Here is a 14,584-nt window from a genome sequence, read left to right as displayed (position 1 = left end):
GGTTCCCGATGTGATGCTTTTCGTGTACCCGGACGCTGTGGCGGGAACCACCACGACCGGCATCGTCACCCTCATGATCATGCACTTGGTCGTCACCATCACGGCCGTCCCGGCCTTCCGGCGGTTCATGCCACCACAGTCCTAGACGCGTTCGGCGAAACCTGGTCAAAGGTGCGGCGACCACACCTTGTCGCATGAAGACGGATGGCACGACTACCTGGACTCCGATAACCGCGCCCGCCACGGACCCGCCCGTCCCCAGCGAACGACACGGAACACGTCGCGTCAGACGGTGCTACCGTTTTCGGACATCATGCCCGTCGCTCCACTACCCGTGGATCACGCGTCGACGACGTGGAGGATCGGATGGCCGAAAACGTCACCTTCGACAGGGTCGCCCCGGTGGTGCCGGTGCGCGACCTGGACAACGCGCTCGACCGCTACCGGCGACTCGGCTTCACCATCCGACCCTACTCCGGCGGCGAGCGGTACGGCTTCGTGGAGCGCGATTCCGTCTCCCTGCACCTCACCGAGTGGGCCGAGCACGACCCCGCCCGGACAGCCTCCGCCGTCTACCTCTACGTCTCCGACGCCGATGCGTTGCGTGCCCACTGGGCGAAGTCAGGCGTCGAGGGGCGGCTCGGCGAGGTCCACGACACCGCGTACGGCCTGCGCGAGTTCGCCTTCGTCGACCCGGACGGCACGCTGCACCGCGTCGGCTCCCCCGGCCCGACCCGCCAGAGGGAGTGTCAAGTTAACGGCTGATCTTGGTTTTTGAAATGGTCAGTGGTTGGCCGGGGTGAGCCGGCCCTCGAAGGCGATCTGGAACGCGTTGAGAGGTGCTTTCCAGCGCATGGTCCACCGGCGGCGGCCGTTGCCGGTGGGGTCGAGGCTCATCAGCGCCATGTACACACACTTGAGCGCGGCCTGTTCGTTGGGGAAGTGTCCGCGGGCGCGGACGGCCTTGCGGATGCGGGCGTTGACGGACTCGATCGCGTTGGTGGAGCAGATGACCTTGCGGATCTCGACGTCGAAGGCGAGGAACGGTACGAACTCGGCCCAGGCGTTCTCCCACAGCTTCACGATCGCCGGGTACTTCCGGCCCCAGGCCTCGGCGAACTCCAGGAACCGCTCCGTCGCCGCGTCCTCCGTGGGCGCGGTGTAGACCGGCTTGAGCGCTTTGGCGATCTTCTCCCAGTCCTGTCGGGCCGCGTAGCGGAACGAGTTACGCAGCAGGTGGATCACACAGGTCTGCACGATGGTGCGCGGCCATACCGCCTCGACCGCTTCGGGTAGGCCCTTGAGTCCGTCGCAGACGAGCATGAGCACATCAGCGACGCCGCGGTTCTTCAGCTCGGTGAGCACGTGCAACCAGTGCTTGGCGCCCTCGCCGCCGTCGCCGGCCCACAGGCCGAGGATGTCACGATGTCCGTCGACGGTGACCGCCATCGCCAGGTAGACGGGCCGGTTCGCAACCTTCCCATCCCGGATCTTCACGTTGATCGCATCGATGAACACGACCGGGTAGACCGAGTCGAGGGGCCTGTTCTGCCACTCGGCCATCCCGTCGACGACCTTGTCCGTGATCGTCGAGATCGTCTGCTTCGACACCTCGGCGCCGTACACCTCGGCCAGGTGCGCGGCGATCTCCCCGTGCGTCAGCCCCCGGGCCGACAACGACAACACGAGCTCATCCACCCCGGACAACCTGCGCTGGCGCTTGCGCACAATCTGCGGCTCGAACGTCCCCGCGACGTCCCGCGGAACCCGCACCTCGACCGGACCAACATCGGTCAGCACCGTCTTCGCCCGGGTGCCGTTACGGGAGTTCCCGGTGCCCTTGCCCGCCGGATCATGCTTGTCGTAGCCGACGTGGTCGGTGATCTCGCCCTCCAGAGCGGACTCCAGAACCCGCTTGGTCAGCTGCTGCAGCAGGCCGCCCTCACCGGTCAGCTTCAGCCCCTCACCGCGTGCCCGGTCCACCAGCAGCGCGATCAACTGCTCATCCGTGGCCGCATCCACCGACCCGCCTGCCGGCTCCTGCTCGATGGTGGTCTCGGTCGTCATCTGGCGCATCTCCCTTGATCAGCAGATCCGCCGTTAGTTGTACACACCCCCCCGCCGCGCTCCGCACAAGCTCGATTGCACGCTGTCGGGACCCCGCCACCAACAGCGGACCAGCCCGTTTGACGATCTACGTAGAGACGCGGAACCCGCGGCGGAGCCCCCGACCACACCGGCACCAGGGAAAACACCACCCAACCCAGCCAGCCAGACCGGCGCACACAGACCGGCCCGGCCCACACCCATGCCCACCGGGCCGATCAGCAACCACCGACCGGCCCAGCAGCACGACACCACCCACACCACCAGAGAAACAAACCCTGATCAACCAACATCAATCACCCGCCTTGACAACGGGCTCTTACGTTGGTCAGACGTAGAACGCGTCGAAGGGTGCCCAGGGCAGGTTACGCAACACCGAGAATGCCCCCCAGGCGGCGAGGAAGATGCCGATCGCCCTCGGAGTGATCTCCAACTGCGGCAGCCGCCAGCCGAAGAACTGCCGCCCGGCCCAGGCGACGTAGAGATAGATCAGGAACGGCACCGCGAAGACGAAGAGCAGGTGATGCCGGGCGGCCGCCGGCAGGTCGCCGTTCAGGAGATACCAGAACGCCCGGGTACCGCCGCAGCCCGGGCAGTCGAGCCCGGTGATCAGCTTGAGAAAGCAGGAGGGGGCCGCGTCGGGGGCGCTACGGGTCGGGTCGGTGACCAGGGTGAAGCCGACCGCCCCGGCGACGCAGCCGAGCGCCGCCACCGGGGCGAGCCAGCGGGGTGCCCGCGCCTGGAACCGGTTGACCCACCGGGTGAGCCGGTCGGGCTCGGCATAGTGGTATCCCGCTGCCGGGTAGTCCGCCGACGGATAGCCACCCGCCTGGCCGCCATCCCCGGCCGACCAGCCGCCGGCAGCACCGTCCGCCGCCCACTCCCCCGCCGCCGGACCAGGCCCGCCGGACCGATTCTCGTCAACGCTCGTCATCCCGCCCGTCCCGTCGCCGGTCGTCCCTCACCGATCACGCCCATCCGCCACCGCCCGAACCACGACGCCACCGCCCGAACCACGACGCCACCGCCCGAACCACGACGCCACCGCCCGAACCACAACGCCACCGCCCGAACCACAACGCCACCGCCCGAACCACAACGCCACCGCAGCCGGGGCGGCGCCTCCGCATGCGTCGCGCCACCCGGCCGGCACGGCGCAATGCCGGCCGCCTCGTCTCACCGTACCGCGAGGGTGCCGGCGAGGGCGGCGGCGAGCGGCCCGGCGAGGTCTCCGCCGACCGGCGGGGCCACCGCGTCCAGGCCCAGCCAGCCGGCCAGCCGGCGCAGCTCGGCGGCGAGCGCCCCGGCCGTCTCGACCGGGTCGGTGCCGGGCTCGGCCCAGGCCGCCGGGACCAGCAGCAACCCGGCCCTACGGTCCGCCTTCAGGTCGACCCGGGCGACGAACCGGTCACCGAGCAGGAACGGCAGCACGTAGTAGCCGTACACCCGCTGCGGCGCCGGCACGTAGATCTCGATCCGGTAACTGAACCCGAAGAGCCGCTCGGTGCGGGACCGTTCCCAGATCAGCGGGTCGAAGGGGCTGACCAGGGTGCTGGCCCGGATCCACCGGGGCAGCCGGGCGTCCCGGTGCAGGTAGGCCGGCAGCCGCCAGCCCTGCACCGTGACCGGCCGCAACTCGCCCGCATCGACCAGCTCGGCGATCGCCGTCCGGGCGCCGGCCACCGGGAGCCGGAAGTAGTCCCGCAGCTCGGGCTCGGCCGCCACGCCGAGCGCCCGGGCCGCGACCCCGACCAGCCGCCGGTGTGCCTCCGCCGGCTCCGGCGTCGGCGCGGCCAGCACGTCGGCCGGCAGCACCCGCTCCGGTACGTCGTAGACCCGGGCGAAGGAACTGTTCCGGGCGGCGGCGGTCAGCTCGCCGGCCCAGAAGAGGTATTCGCAGGCCCGCTTGACCGCCGACCAGTTCCAGCCCCAGTTGCCGGTCTCGCGCGGGGCGTCGTGCTCGATCTCGGCGGCGGTCAGCGGCCCGCTGGCGCGTACCTCGTCGAGGACCCTGGCGACCAGCGCCGGCTGCTCGACGGCGATCCGCCGCATCCCGCCCCAGGCGTCGGTGTGCGCGGCCGCCATCCGCCAGCGCAGCGCCGGCTGGAGGTCGACCCGGACCAGCGAGGCCTCGTGCCCCCAGTATTCGAAGACGTCCCGGGGGCGCCGGTAGGCGGCCCGGTCGAGCAGGTCTGCCGGATAGGGGCCGAGCCGGCTGTAGAGCGGCAGGTAGTGGGCGCGTTGCAGGACGTTCACCGAGTCCATCTGGAGCAGGCCGAGCCGGTCCAGCACCCGACGCAGGTGGCGACGGTTGGGCACCGCCCCGGGAGTGGGATCGGCGAAGCCCTGGGCGGCCAGCGCGATCCGCCGGGCCTGGGACAGCGACAACGATTCAGGTACGACCATCGCCCCGGACCCTAACCGACGGGTCCGACACCGTACGACGGCGCCGATTCGTGAGCGACACCGCGCTACTCCCCGCGGAGGGTGAGCGGCCGACCCACGAACTGCAACGGCCGCGGAGACGGTCGCCGCCCTGGCCGGTCGGACTCTGCCGCGCCGCCCGGCACCTCGAGGTGGCCCGGGTCCCGCCTCGGGAGCGCGAGCAGCAGCGCGACGCTGATCCAGACGTAGAAGTTGCTGCCGAGGAAGCCGAGCAGGCCGTCGAAGCGGCGCTCCCAGATCCAGACCAGCCGACTGATCAGCACCAGGTACGCGAAGATCGCGAAGCCGAGCAGCCAGTGCCGCCGTCGGCTGCCGGCCGGTGCAGCGTACGCGTTGTCGACCAGCAGGATCAGTGCGGGGATCAGCCAGACCAGGTGGTGTACCCAGGTCACCGGGCTGACCAGGCTGGCCACCACGCCGGTCAGCGCCAACCCCGTCGCCTCGTCGCCGGCCGCCGCCGTGGCCCGGACCCGCCAGATCCAGATTGCCAGCGTCGCCGCCACGAGCAGCAGCCAGAGCGGGGTGCTCGGGTGGTCCGGATCGAGCCGGGCCACCACCCCCTGCCACGACTGGTTCGAGATGAACGACAGCGCCCCGACCCGGTCGGTGTCCCAGAGTGCCGTGGTCCAGAACTCCCGGGACGCGTCCGGGGCCACCCCGGCGGCGAGCAGGGTCGCCGCCGTCGCGGTGCCGCTGGCCACCAGCGCCGCCCGCCAGCGCCCGGTGACCAGCAGGTAGACGATGAAGATGCCCGGGGTCAGCTTGATCGCGGTCGCCAGCCCGACACCCACCCCGGCGAAGTGGCGGTAGCGCTGCGGCAGCCGGGGCCCGAACGGGGTCACCGGGGCGACCAGCCAGAGCAGGTCGGCACCGACCAGGAAGAGCAGCAGCATGTTCACCTGGCCGAAGTTGACCGTCTCCCGCATCGGTTCGAAGGCCGCCGCCAGGCAGAGCGCGACGGCGAGGGTGAACCACCGGGTCCAGCCCGTGCGGCGGGCGACCGGGTCGACCAGCCACCAGATCAGCAGCGCGCTGGCCAGCACCGTCAGGGCGACGCTGATCACCATCGCCGCCGTCCAGTTCAGGTACGCCAGCGGCAGCATGACCAGCGCCGCGAACGGCGGATAGGTGAAGCCGTACTTGCTGTCGGGCTTCAGCCAGTCGTAGATCTCGCCATCGGCGCGTACCCAGTGGTGCAGGGCCCCGTAGTAGACCCGGAGATCGAAGAAGCCGTGCCGGACCGCGGCCACCGAGAGGAAGCCGGCGACCAGCACGGCCAACGCGATCACGAACAGCACCTGGTACCGGGTACGCCAACCGGCACCCTGCGCCATTACCGCCCCCCTCGCCCTGCGTAGGCTTCTTCCCCATGGCTCTCGGGTACGTCCGCCCGGCGCGTCCGTCGGACGCGGGCGAGATCGCACGCATCCAGCTCGCGACCTGGCGGGTCGCGTACCGCCGGATGCTGCCCAAGCACGTGCTCGACAACCTCGACGAGGAGTGGCTCGGTCGCCGGTGGAGTGCGGCGGTCGAGGCGCCGCCCTCCGAACGGCACCGGGTCCTGGTCGCCGTCGAGCAGGCCGAACAATCGTATCTGGTGGGATTTGCCGCATCCGGGCCCCCCGACGAGCAGGCGCTCGCCCCGGAGGAGCCGGCCGAGGCGCTCGGACCCGGCGTCGTCGCGGTGACGGACCTTTTGGTCGAGCCGAGGTGGGGGCGGCGCGGGCACGGCAGCCGGCTGCTCGCCGCCAGCGTCGACCTGTGGCGCTCCGACGGCTTCGACACGGCGCTGGCCTGGGCGTTCGACGGCGACGCCGCGACCCGGAAGTTCCTCGGCGGCGCCGGCTGGGAGCCGGACGGGGCAGCCCGGGCCCTCGACGTCGACGACCTGCTCGTCCCGCAGCTCCGGCTGCACGTCTCGCTCGCCGCCGACCCGACCGACTGACTGACGCCGGGACACCTGTTAGGAAGGGCCCCCGCTACAACGGAAAACGATAAGCGGGGGCCCTTCCTTACACGAGTCCCTACACGAGCAGGGTGTCGATGCCGACGGTCAGGCCGGGGCGCCGGGGCGCCGCGCGGACGGCCAGCAGCACGCCGGGCATGAACGAGGCGCGGTCGTAGGAGTCGTGCCGGATGGTCAGCGTCTCCCCGGCCGTGCCGAAGAGCACCTCCTGGTGCGCGACCAGGCCGGCGGCCCGGACCGCGTGCACGCGTACCCCGTCGACCTCCGCCCCGCGCGCACCCGGCACCTCGTCGGTGGTGGCGTCCGGCATCGGACCCCGGCCGGCGTCGGCGCGGGCCTCGGCGATCAGCCGGGCCGTGTGCGTGGCGGTGCCGCTGGGCGCGTCGAGCTTCTTCGGGTGGTGCTGCTCGATGATCTCCACCGAGTCGAAGTATCGGGCCGCCCGGGCGGCGAACTGCATCATCAGCACCGCACCGATGCCGAAGTTGGGTGCGATCACCACCCCCACTCCCGGCCTGGGGGAGAGCCAGCCACGCACCTGGTCGAGCCGCTGCTCGGTGAAGCCGCTGGTGCCGACGACGACGTTGATGCCCTGCTCGATGCACCAGTGCAGGTTCTGCATCACCACGTCCGGGGTGGTGAAGTCGACCACCACCTGCACACCCGCGTCCGAGGCGTCGAGCAGCCGGTCGCCGTCGTCGACCGTGGCCACCAGGTCGAGATCCTCGGCGGCGTCGACCGCCCGGCAGACCTCGACGCCCATCCGGCCCCGGGCGCCGAATACGCCGACCCGCAGCCGGTCGCCCGCCGGTCGCCCGGACGGCTCGGTCGACGATCGGACGCTGGGTTCACGCTCCTCGCTCACGCGGCACAACCTATCCCAGTCCGATGGGTGAATCGTGGCGACCCAGGCCATGCCACGAGGCGTTTCGACCTTTGGCCGGCACCCGTAGTTCGGGTGACAACTCGATGACTCGATGCTGGACAACGCCGCTCGAGTCGGCGGCCACTCGAGGTGGAGACTGTAGAGTCGGCGCGTGACGACGCCCGCTCTCTTCGATCTTGACCCTTCGCCGTCGCTCACACCCCCCTGCGACACGGCCTGGCACGGCGAGGTCTTCACCCGCCAGTGGGTCGTCGAAACAATCCTCGACCTGGTCGGCTACACCCCGGAACGCGACCTCGCGAGTCTGGTGATCGTCGAACCGGCGTGCGGTGCGGGTGCGTTCCTGGGTCCGATCGTGGCCCGACTGAGCGCCTCGTGCCGTACCCACGGGCGTCCACTCGCCGACGCGGCGCAGGCGATCCGGGCTTTCGATCTGCGCGAGAAGAACATCCACGCCAGCCGGGTCCTGGTCACCAACCGGCTACTCGAAGAAGGATGGGACGCGGCCGGCGTCGAAGCAGTCGTTGATTCGTGGCTCGCGGTGGGCGACTATCTCCTGCGACCGCACCTCGAACGGGCTGCGGATTTCGTGGTCGGCAACCCGCCTTACCTCCGGATCGAAGATGTCCCGGACAGCCGGATGGCCGCTTATCGATCATCCTGTCACACGATGACCGGCCGGGCCGATATCTACGTCGGATTCTACGAAGTCGCACTTCGCGCGTTGAGGCGTGGTGGAAAGCTCGGTTTCATCTGCGCAGATCGCTGGATGCACAACCAGTACGGCAAGTTGCTCCGGCAACTCGTGGCGCGCCACTACAGCATGGACCTCGTCCTCCGTATGCATGACGTGGACGCCTTTCACGGGCAGGTTTCCGCGTACCCTGCGATCACCGTTATCAGCAACTCGGCTCAGCGCGCGGCAGTCGTCGGCGACACCGGTCGCGGCTTCGGCGAGCGGCAGGCCGAAGAGTTTCGGGCGTGGGTCGCGGACTCCGACACGACGACCGTCGAGACCTCTGTGTACCGAGCGAGCCGTCTCACCCACTGGCACGCCGGCGGCGACTCGTGGCCGACGGCCTCACCAGCCCGCCTCGCGGTTCTGAACGACCTGGAAGGCCGCCTACGACCGTTGGAGGACCCGGCGACGCGTACCCGGGTCGGAATCGGGGTCGCCACCGGGGCCGACCGAATCTTTGTCACGAACGACCCGGAGACGGTCGAACAGGACCGCCTCCTGCCACTGGCCATGGTGCGCGACACGGCCAGCGGAAAAATGACCTGGGGTGGCAGCTACCTGGTCAATCCCTGGAGTCCTGACGGCGATTTGGTCGATCTTGCGGACCATCCGCGACTGGCCGCGTACCTGCGACGCCATCAGGAGGTCCTGCGGCGGCGCTACATCGCGACAAGGCAGCCAGAACGTTGGTACAAGACAATTGACAAGGTCGACCACCGGTTGTGCGGACGACCCAAGCTCCTCTTCCCGGACATGAAGCAAACCATCCATCCGGTCCTGGACTCGACGGGTCTGTACCCACACCACAACCTCTACTACATCGTCTCTGACGACTGGGACCTGCGTGTTCTCGGCGGCATCCTGCTCTCCAGAGTCGCCCAGGCCTTCGTGGAGGCGTACGCGGTCAGGATGCGGGGCGGTACCCTCCGCTTCCAGGCTCAGTACCTCCGCAGGATCCGCGTTCCGAGCCCGTCCGACATAGCCAGCGACGACCGCGCAGTACTGGCCGATGCCTTCGACCGGCGTGACGTCGCGACCGCGACCCAGGCAACGCTGCGTGCGTACGGGCTCTCCGAACTGCCCGACTAGGAGGACCAGTGCCGGTCACGCGCCAGGACTTCGAGGACGCTGTTGCCGCATACTGGGGAGCGAAGCGGTCGCAGAGCGAACTTTCCCGGATCAAGGACAAGGTGGGAGCGGGAACGGCAGGATCGGTCCGCGGCGGGAAGCACTTCCAAGAGATCGCAGCACTGATCGCGAAATTCTTCCTCGAAGCCGGCTACCCACCCTACGACATTCGCGTAACGCCGAATCAGCGACTCGAGCTTCCGGGCTACTACAGACCGCAGAAACAATGGGACCTCGTGGTCGCCCACAGAAACACACTCATCGCAGCCTTCGAACTCAAGGCGCTCGGCGACCCCTCCTTCGGAAACAATTACAACAACCGGGTGGAGGAGGCACTTGGCAGTGCACTGGACCTGAGGCGAGCGGCACTGGCCGAACTCTTCCCCGGTGAAAAGCCCTGGCTGGGGTATTTCTTCGTGATGGAGGACGCACCCGGTTCGCGCGACCCGGTCAGGACGGCTCGGGGCGCGTTCCCGGTCGATCCGATCTGGACAGGAAGATCGTATCAGGAACGGTTTTCCCTGTTCTGCCAGCGCTTGCTGGACGAGCGGATCTACGACGCCGTGTGCTACATAACCTCGTCGGCAGACGACTCCCACGCCCACCGAACCGGTGGAGGCACTTGATTGGCGACACTTCTGCGCGGCGGTCAACGCCCGGCTCAGCTATCTCAAGGAGCTGGGTCTACCTGACAACGATGCCAGCCTTCCGATCTGACGACTCCTAGCCGAGCAGGTCCGGTGCGACGGAGAAGTCGCTGTCGCCGAAGGGGCCGACCACGGCCAGCGACATCGGCCGGGCCAGCAGGTCGGCCGCGAGCGCGTTCACCTCGTCCGGGCCGACCGCGTCGACCCGGACCAGCAGCTCGTCGACCGGGAGCAGGTCGCCGAAGAGGAGCTCACCCTTTGCCAGCCGGCTCATCCGGGACCCGGTGTCCTCCAGGTTGAGCACGTACGACCCCTTCGCCATCCCCTTGCCGCGGGCCAGCTCGGCGTCGGTGATGCCGTGCGCGGCGACCTCGGCCAGCTCGGCGCGGATCAGCTCCAGCACCTCCTCGACCTTCCCCGGTGCGCAGCCGGCGTAGACGGCGAAGAGGCCGGTGTCGGCGTACTGGCTGGAGTAGGAGTAGACCGAGTAGGCCAGGCCCCGCCGCTCGCGAATCTCCTGGAAGAGCCGGCTCGACATCCCGCCGCCCAGCACGTTGTTGAGTACGCCGAGGGCGAACCGCCGCTCGTCGAGCCGGCCGATGCCGGGACAGCCGAGTACGACGTGCGCCTGCTCGGTCTCCTTCTGCTCGACGAGGCTGCGGGGCCGGACGGTGCGTACCCGGGAATCGGCTGGACGCAGCGGCGCCGGCGCCGCCGGCTCCCCCTCCAGCGACGTGTCCCGCAGCGCCTGCCGGACCAGCTTGACCACCTCGCCGTGCTCGAGGTTGCCGGCGGCGGCGACCACGATCGACGGCGCGGCGTAGCGGCGCCGGTAGAAGCTCTGGATCTGCCGGCGGGACATCGGGGAGACGGTCTCCTCGGTGCCGGAGATCAGCCGGCCCAGCGGATGGTCACCGTAGACCGCCCGGGCCAGCAGGTCGTGCACCTCGTCCCCGGGTTCGTCGTCGTGCATGGCGATCTCTTCGAGGATCACCCCGCGCTCGGTCTCGACGTCGGCCGCGGCCAGCACCGAGTCGGCGACGAGGTCGCACATCACGTCGATGGCCAGCGGCAGGTCCTGGTCGAGCACCCGCGCGTAGTAGCAGGTGTATTCCTTGGTGGTGAAGGCGTTCGTCTCGCCGCCCACCGCCTCGATCGCGGCCGAGATGTCCAGTGCGCTGCGCTTGCGGGTCCCCTTGAAGAGCAGGTGCTCGAGGAAGTGCGAGACACCGGCCTGGGTCCCGGTCTCGTCCCGCGAGCCGACCGCCACCCAGATGCCGAACGACACGCTCCGCATCGTCGGGATCGCCTCGGTGAGCACCCGCAGGCCGCTGGGGAGGACCGTGCGCCGCACGGTGCCGCCGAGCGGATCGCTCTCCACCACCTGGGTCACCGCCCGGGCCGCCCGGCCGGCAACCCCGTGCACGGCACCAGAACCCGATGCTCGTCTCGCCCGACTCAAGGGACTCCGGCTCCTCACTCGACGGCGGTGGGGTGACGGACGCCACCCGGGACCGTGGACCGTGGGGCGGCGGATGCCACCCCGGGACGGTGCGACGGCAGGCGCCGCGCCGACCCGTACGCACGAGTCCCGTGCGGTCCGGGTCGGCGCGGCGCGCCTCGATCAGCTGTGCCGGTTGCGCCGGCGGCGCGGCTCGCCGCCACCGCCGCCCTCGCCACCCTCGCCACCCTCGCGGTCGCCCCGGCTCGGGCCACGGTCGCCCCGGTCCCGGTCACTGCGATCGCGCGGGCCGCGGTCACCCCGGTCCCGGCCGGCCGGACGCTCGCCGCCGGCCGCCTCGGCCGGCGCCTCCTCGCCCTCGGGCCGCACCTTGTCCAGGTAGATCTTGCCGCGGGCGTCGATGTCGGCGATCTGCACCTCGATCTTGTCGCCGACGTTGAGGAAGTCCTCGACCCGCTCGACCCGCTTGCCGTCCCCGACCTTGGAGATGTGCAGCAGGCCGTCCCGGCCGGGCAGCAGCGAGATGAACGCCCCGAACGCGGCGGTCTTCACCACGGTGCCGAGGAACTTGTCGCCGACCTTCGGCAGGGTCGGGTTCGCGATCGCGTTGATCCGCTCGACCGCCGCCTCGGCCGAGGGGCCGTTGGTCGCGCCGACGTAGATCGTGCCGTCGTCCTCGATCGAGATCTCGGCGCCGGTCTCGTCCTGGATGGCGTTGATGGTCTGGCCCTTCGGCCCGATCACCATGCCGATCTTGTCGACCGGGATCTTCACCGTGGTGACCCGGGGCGCGTAGTCCGACATCCGGGCCGGGGCCTCGATCGCGTCCTGCATCACCCCGAGGATGATCTGCCGGGCCTCGTTCGCCTGCTGCAGCGCCGACGCCAGCACGTCCGACGGGATCCCGTCGAGCTTGGTGTCGAGCTGGAGCGCGGTGACGAACTCCCTGGTGCCGGCGACCTTGAAGTCCATGTCGCCGAAGGCGTCCTCGGCGCCGAGGATGTCGGTGAGCGTGACGTACTGCGTCTTGCCGTCGACCTCGTCGGAGATCAGACCCATCGCGATGCCGGCCACCGGGGCCTTCAGCGGCACACCGGCGCTGAACAGCGCCATGCTGGAGGCGCAGACCGAGCCCATCGAGGTGGAGCCGTTCGAACCGAGCGCCTCGGAGACCTGGCGGATCGCGTACGGGAACTCCTCGCGGCTGGGCAGCACCGGGATCAGCGCCCGCTCGGCCAGTGCCCCGTGCCCGATCTCGCGCCGCTTCGGCGCACCGACCCGGCCGGTCTCACCCGTCGAGTACGGCGGGAAGTTGTAGTTGTGCATGTAGCGCTTGGTCTTCTCCGGGGAGAGGGTGTCCAGCGCCTGCTCCATCCGGAGCATGTTCAGCGTGGTGACGCCGAGGATCTGGGTCTCGCCGCGCTCGAAGAGCGCCGAGCCGTGCACCCGGGGCAGCACCGCGATCTCGGCGGTCAGCGGCCGGATGTCCCGCGGCCCACGGCCGTCCATCCGGACCTGCTCGCGGAGCACCCGGGCCCGCACCTCGGACTTGTTCAGCGAGCGGAACGCCGCGCCGAGCTCCTTCTCCCGGCCCTCGTAGCTCGGGGCGAGCTGCTCGACGACCCGCTCCTTGATACGGTCCAGGGCCTCCTCGCGCTCCGCCTTGCTTGCGATCTTGAGCGCCTCGGCGACCTCGCCGCGCGCCACCCCGGAGACCGCGTCGTAGACGTCGTCGGCGTAGTCGAGGAAGACCGGGAACTCGGCGACCGGCTTGGCCGCGACCTCGGCCAGCTCGCCCTGCGCCCGGCACAGCTCCCGGATGGCCGGCTTGGCGGCCTCCAGGCCACCCGCCACGACCTCCTCGGTCGGTGCCGGGGCACCGCCGGCGACCAGCGCCACGGTGTGCTCGGTGGCCTCCGCCTCGACCATCATGATCGCGACGTCGCCGTCGGGCAGGACCCGGCCGGCGACCACCATGTCGAAGGTGGCCCGGGCAAGCTCCTCGTGCGTCGGGAAGGCGACCCACTGCCCGTCCACGTGCGCCATCCGGGTGGCCCCGATCGGGCCGGAGAACGGCAGGCCGGAGAGCTTGGTGGAGAGCGACGCGGCGTTGATCGCCACGACGTCGTACGGGTGCTGCGGGTCGAGCGCCAGCACGGTCTCGACGACCTGGACCTCGTTGCGGAGTCCCTTGACGAACGACGGGCGCAGCGGCCGGTCGATCAGCCGGCAGGTGAGGATGGCGTCCTCGCTGGGCCGGCCCTCGCGGCGGAAGAACGAGCCGGGGATCCGGCCCGCCGCGTACATCCGCTCCTCGACGTCGACGGTGAGCGGGAAGAAGTCGAACTGCTCCTTCGGCTGCCTGCCCGCAGTGGTCGCGGAGAGGACCACGGTCTCGCCGAGCTGGGCGAGGACGGAGCCGGCGGCCTGCCGGGCGAGCCGGCCGGTGGAGAAGGTGATCTCCCGGGTGCCGAAGGACCCGTTGTCGATCACGGCGGTGCGGTGCTGGGTGCCGAGCGTGCCGGCGCCACTGGGGTTGGTGCTGTTCGGGTTGGATGTTTCGGTCATGGTGCGGAAGCACTCCTTCGATCGGGGGGCCCGCGACTGCCCTCCGCGCCGGTGGTCCTGCACCGGAGCGAGACCGTGGCCAGAGAAGCTGCTCGGACAACCGGTCTTCGATCGAAGCGCCCGGGGCGGCGGATGACCTGCCGGCCCGGGGGCCACTACCGAGGACCGGTGCGTCGACCGGCTCCGCTGTCGGGTGGTCGCGCTGGCCCCTGGTTGGGTGGGCGGTGGAAGCGGGTGGAGCGGCTGCCCGTCGGTGCCGTGGCGGCGCAGGAACGCCGTCGGCGACCGCGCCGCACGGGACCAGTCCCGGGCGACCGCTCCCCCGCCTCAGATCACCGCCGCAGGCCGAGCCGCTCGATGAGCGACCGGTAGCGGTTGATGTCCTTCTTCTGCATGTAGTTGAGCAGCCGCCGGCGGCGACCCACCAGCAGCAGCAGACCACGGCGGCTGTGGTGGTCGTGCTTGTGCACCTTGAGGTGCTCGGTGAGGTCGGCGATCCGCTTGGTCAGGACCGCCACCTGCACCTCGGGCGACCCGGTGTCACCCTCGACGGTCGCGTACTCCTGGCGGATCTTGGCCTTGGTTTCCTGGTCGAGCGCCATCTCTCCCTGTTCCTGGATTGTCGTGTCCGCCCGCG

At 70.1% G+C, this 14,584-nt stretch carries 12 protein-coding genes; 4 read left to right on the top strand and 8 right to left on the bottom strand.

What is annotated here, in order from left to right; all coding sequences use genetic code 11:
• The first annotated feature begins 366 nt into the window (after positions 1-366).
• On the top strand, positions 367-765 hold the full coding sequence (locus ACN27G_RS04675; protein WP_421491544.1) for a bleomycin resistance protein: 399 nt from the start codon (positions 367-369) through the stop codon (positions 763-765).
• A gap of 18 nt (positions 766-783) precedes the next feature.
• On the opposite strand, the gene ACN27G_RS04670 is transcribed toward ACN27G_RS04675, so the two are convergent.
• The 4 genes from ACN27G_RS04670 to ACN27G_RS04655 form a co-directional block, all read right to left on the bottom strand.
• The gene (locus tag ACN27G_RS04670) at positions 784-2,067 is read right to left on the bottom strand and encodes an IS256 family transposase (protein WP_421490881.1); all 1,284 of its coding nucleotides are present in this window, start codon (positions 2,065-2,067) and stop codon (positions 784-786) included.
• Positions 2,068-2,434: 367 nt separating this feature from the next.
• Positions 2,435-3,040: a DUF2752 domain-containing protein gene (locus ACN27G_RS04665; protein WP_421491543.1), complete on the bottom strand. Its 606-nt coding sequence runs from the start codon at positions 3,038-3,040 to the stop codon at positions 2,435-2,437.
• A 242-nt stretch (positions 3,041-3,282) separates the two neighbouring features.
• Complete coding sequence (locus tag ACN27G_RS04660) at positions 3,283-4,512, bottom strand: winged helix-turn-helix domain-containing protein (protein WP_421491542.1); 1,230 nt, start codon at positions 4,510-4,512, stop codon at positions 3,283-3,285.
• 65 nt (positions 4,513-4,577) lie between these two features.
• Positions 4,578-5,885: a glycosyltransferase 87 family protein gene (locus ACN27G_RS04655; RefSeq protein WP_421491541.1), complete on the bottom strand. Its 1,308-nt coding sequence runs from the start codon at positions 5,883-5,885 to the stop codon at positions 4,578-4,580.
• Between the two features lie 35 nt (positions 5,886-5,920).
• Here ACN27G_RS04655 and ACN27G_RS04650 point away from each other — a divergent pair, with 35 nt between their 5' ends.
• Complete coding sequence (locus ACN27G_RS04650) at positions 5,921-6,496, top strand: GNAT family N-acetyltransferase (protein ID WP_421491540.1); 576 nt, start codon at positions 5,921-5,923, stop codon at positions 6,494-6,496.
• 79 nt (positions 6,497-6,575) lie between these two features.
• On the opposite strand, the gene dapB is transcribed toward ACN27G_RS04650, so the two are convergent.
• Positions 6,576-7,313, bottom strand: coding sequence for a 4-hydroxy-tetrahydrodipicolinate reductase (gene dapB, locus ACN27G_RS04645; protein WP_421497233.1), 738 nt, complete (start codon positions 7,311-7,313; stop codon positions 6,576-6,578).
• 241 nt (positions 7,314-7,554) lie between these two features.
• Here dapB and ACN27G_RS04640 point away from each other — a divergent pair, with 241 nt between their 5' ends.
• Complete coding sequence (locus ACN27G_RS04640) at positions 7,555-9,231, top strand: Eco57I restriction-modification methylase domain-containing protein (protein WP_421491539.1); 1,677 nt, start codon at positions 7,555-7,557, stop codon at positions 9,229-9,231.
• Between the two features lie 8 nt (positions 9,232-9,239).
• Positions 9,240-9,896, top strand: a complete 657-nt coding sequence (locus ACN27G_RS04635; protein ID WP_421491538.1) for a PaeR7I family type II restriction endonuclease — start codon at positions 9,240-9,242, stop codon at positions 9,894-9,896.
• 97 nt (positions 9,897-9,993) lie between these two features.
• Here the strand turns inward: ACN27G_RS04635 and ACN27G_RS04630 are convergent, their stop codons facing one another.
• The 3 genes from ACN27G_RS04630 to rpsO all read right to left on the bottom strand — a co-directional run bounded on the left by ACN27G_RS04630 (position 9,994) and on the right by rpsO (position 14,549).
• Positions 9,994-11,343 carry a M16 family metallopeptidase gene (locus ACN27G_RS04630; protein ID WP_421491537.1) on the bottom strand — a complete coding sequence of 450 codons (1,350 nt, stop codon included), beginning with the start codon at positions 11,341-11,343 and terminating at the stop codon, positions 9,994-9,996.
• A gap of 198 nt (positions 11,344-11,541) precedes the next feature.
• Positions 11,542-13,947, bottom strand: coding sequence for a polyribonucleotide nucleotidyltransferase (locus ACN27G_RS04625; protein ID WP_421491536.1), 2,406 nt, complete (start codon positions 13,945-13,947; stop codon positions 11,542-11,544).
• Positions 13,948-14,279: 332 nt separating this feature from the next.
• Positions 14,280-14,549 (bottom strand): 30S ribosomal protein S15, encoded by a 270-nt coding sequence (gene rpsO / locus ACN27G_RS04620; RefSeq protein WP_421491535.1) that lies wholly within the window; start codon positions 14,547-14,549, stop codon positions 14,280-14,282.
• Positions 14,550-14,584: the final 35 nt, after the last annotated feature.

The organism is Plantactinospora sp. WMMB334, from assembly GCF_049179095.1.
Lineage (GTDB): Bacteria > Actinomycetota > Actinomycetes > Mycobacteriales > Micromonosporaceae > Plantactinospora.
Note: the sequence above shows the minus strand (reverse complement) of the source record. Positions and strands in the feature narration are given on the sequence as shown.

Coding starts and splice junctions, on each gene's coding strand:
- ACN27G_RS04675 (WP_421491544.1), top strand. CDS start 367: ATGGCCGAAAACGTCACCTTCGACAGGGTCGCCCCGGTGGTGCCGGTG.
- ACN27G_RS04670 (WP_421490881.1), bottom strand. CDS start 2,067: ATGACGACCGAGACCACCATCGAGCAGGAGCCGGCAGGCGGGTCGGTG.
- rpsO (WP_421491535.1), bottom strand. CDS start 14,549: ATGGCGCTCGACCAGGAAACCAAGGCCAAGATCCGCCAGGAGTACGCG.
- ACN27G_RS04625 (WP_421491536.1), bottom strand. CDS start 13,947: ATGACCGAAACATCCAACCCGAACAGCACCAACCCCAGTGGCGCCGGC.
- ACN27G_RS04665 (WP_421491543.1), bottom strand. CDS start 3,040: ATGACGAGCGTTGACGAGAATCGGTCCGGCGGGCCTGGTCCGGCGGCG.
- ACN27G_RS04660 (WP_421491542.1), bottom strand. CDS start 4,512: ATGGTCGTACCTGAATCGTTGTCGCTGTCCCAGGCCCGGCGGATCGCG.
- ACN27G_RS04650 (WP_421491540.1), top strand. CDS start 5,921: ATGGCTCTCGGGTACGTCCGCCCGGCGCGTCCGTCGGACGCGGGCGAG.
- ACN27G_RS04655 (WP_421491541.1), bottom strand. CDS start 5,885: ATGGCGCAGGGTGCCGGTTGGCGTACCCGGTACCAGGTGCTGTTCGTG.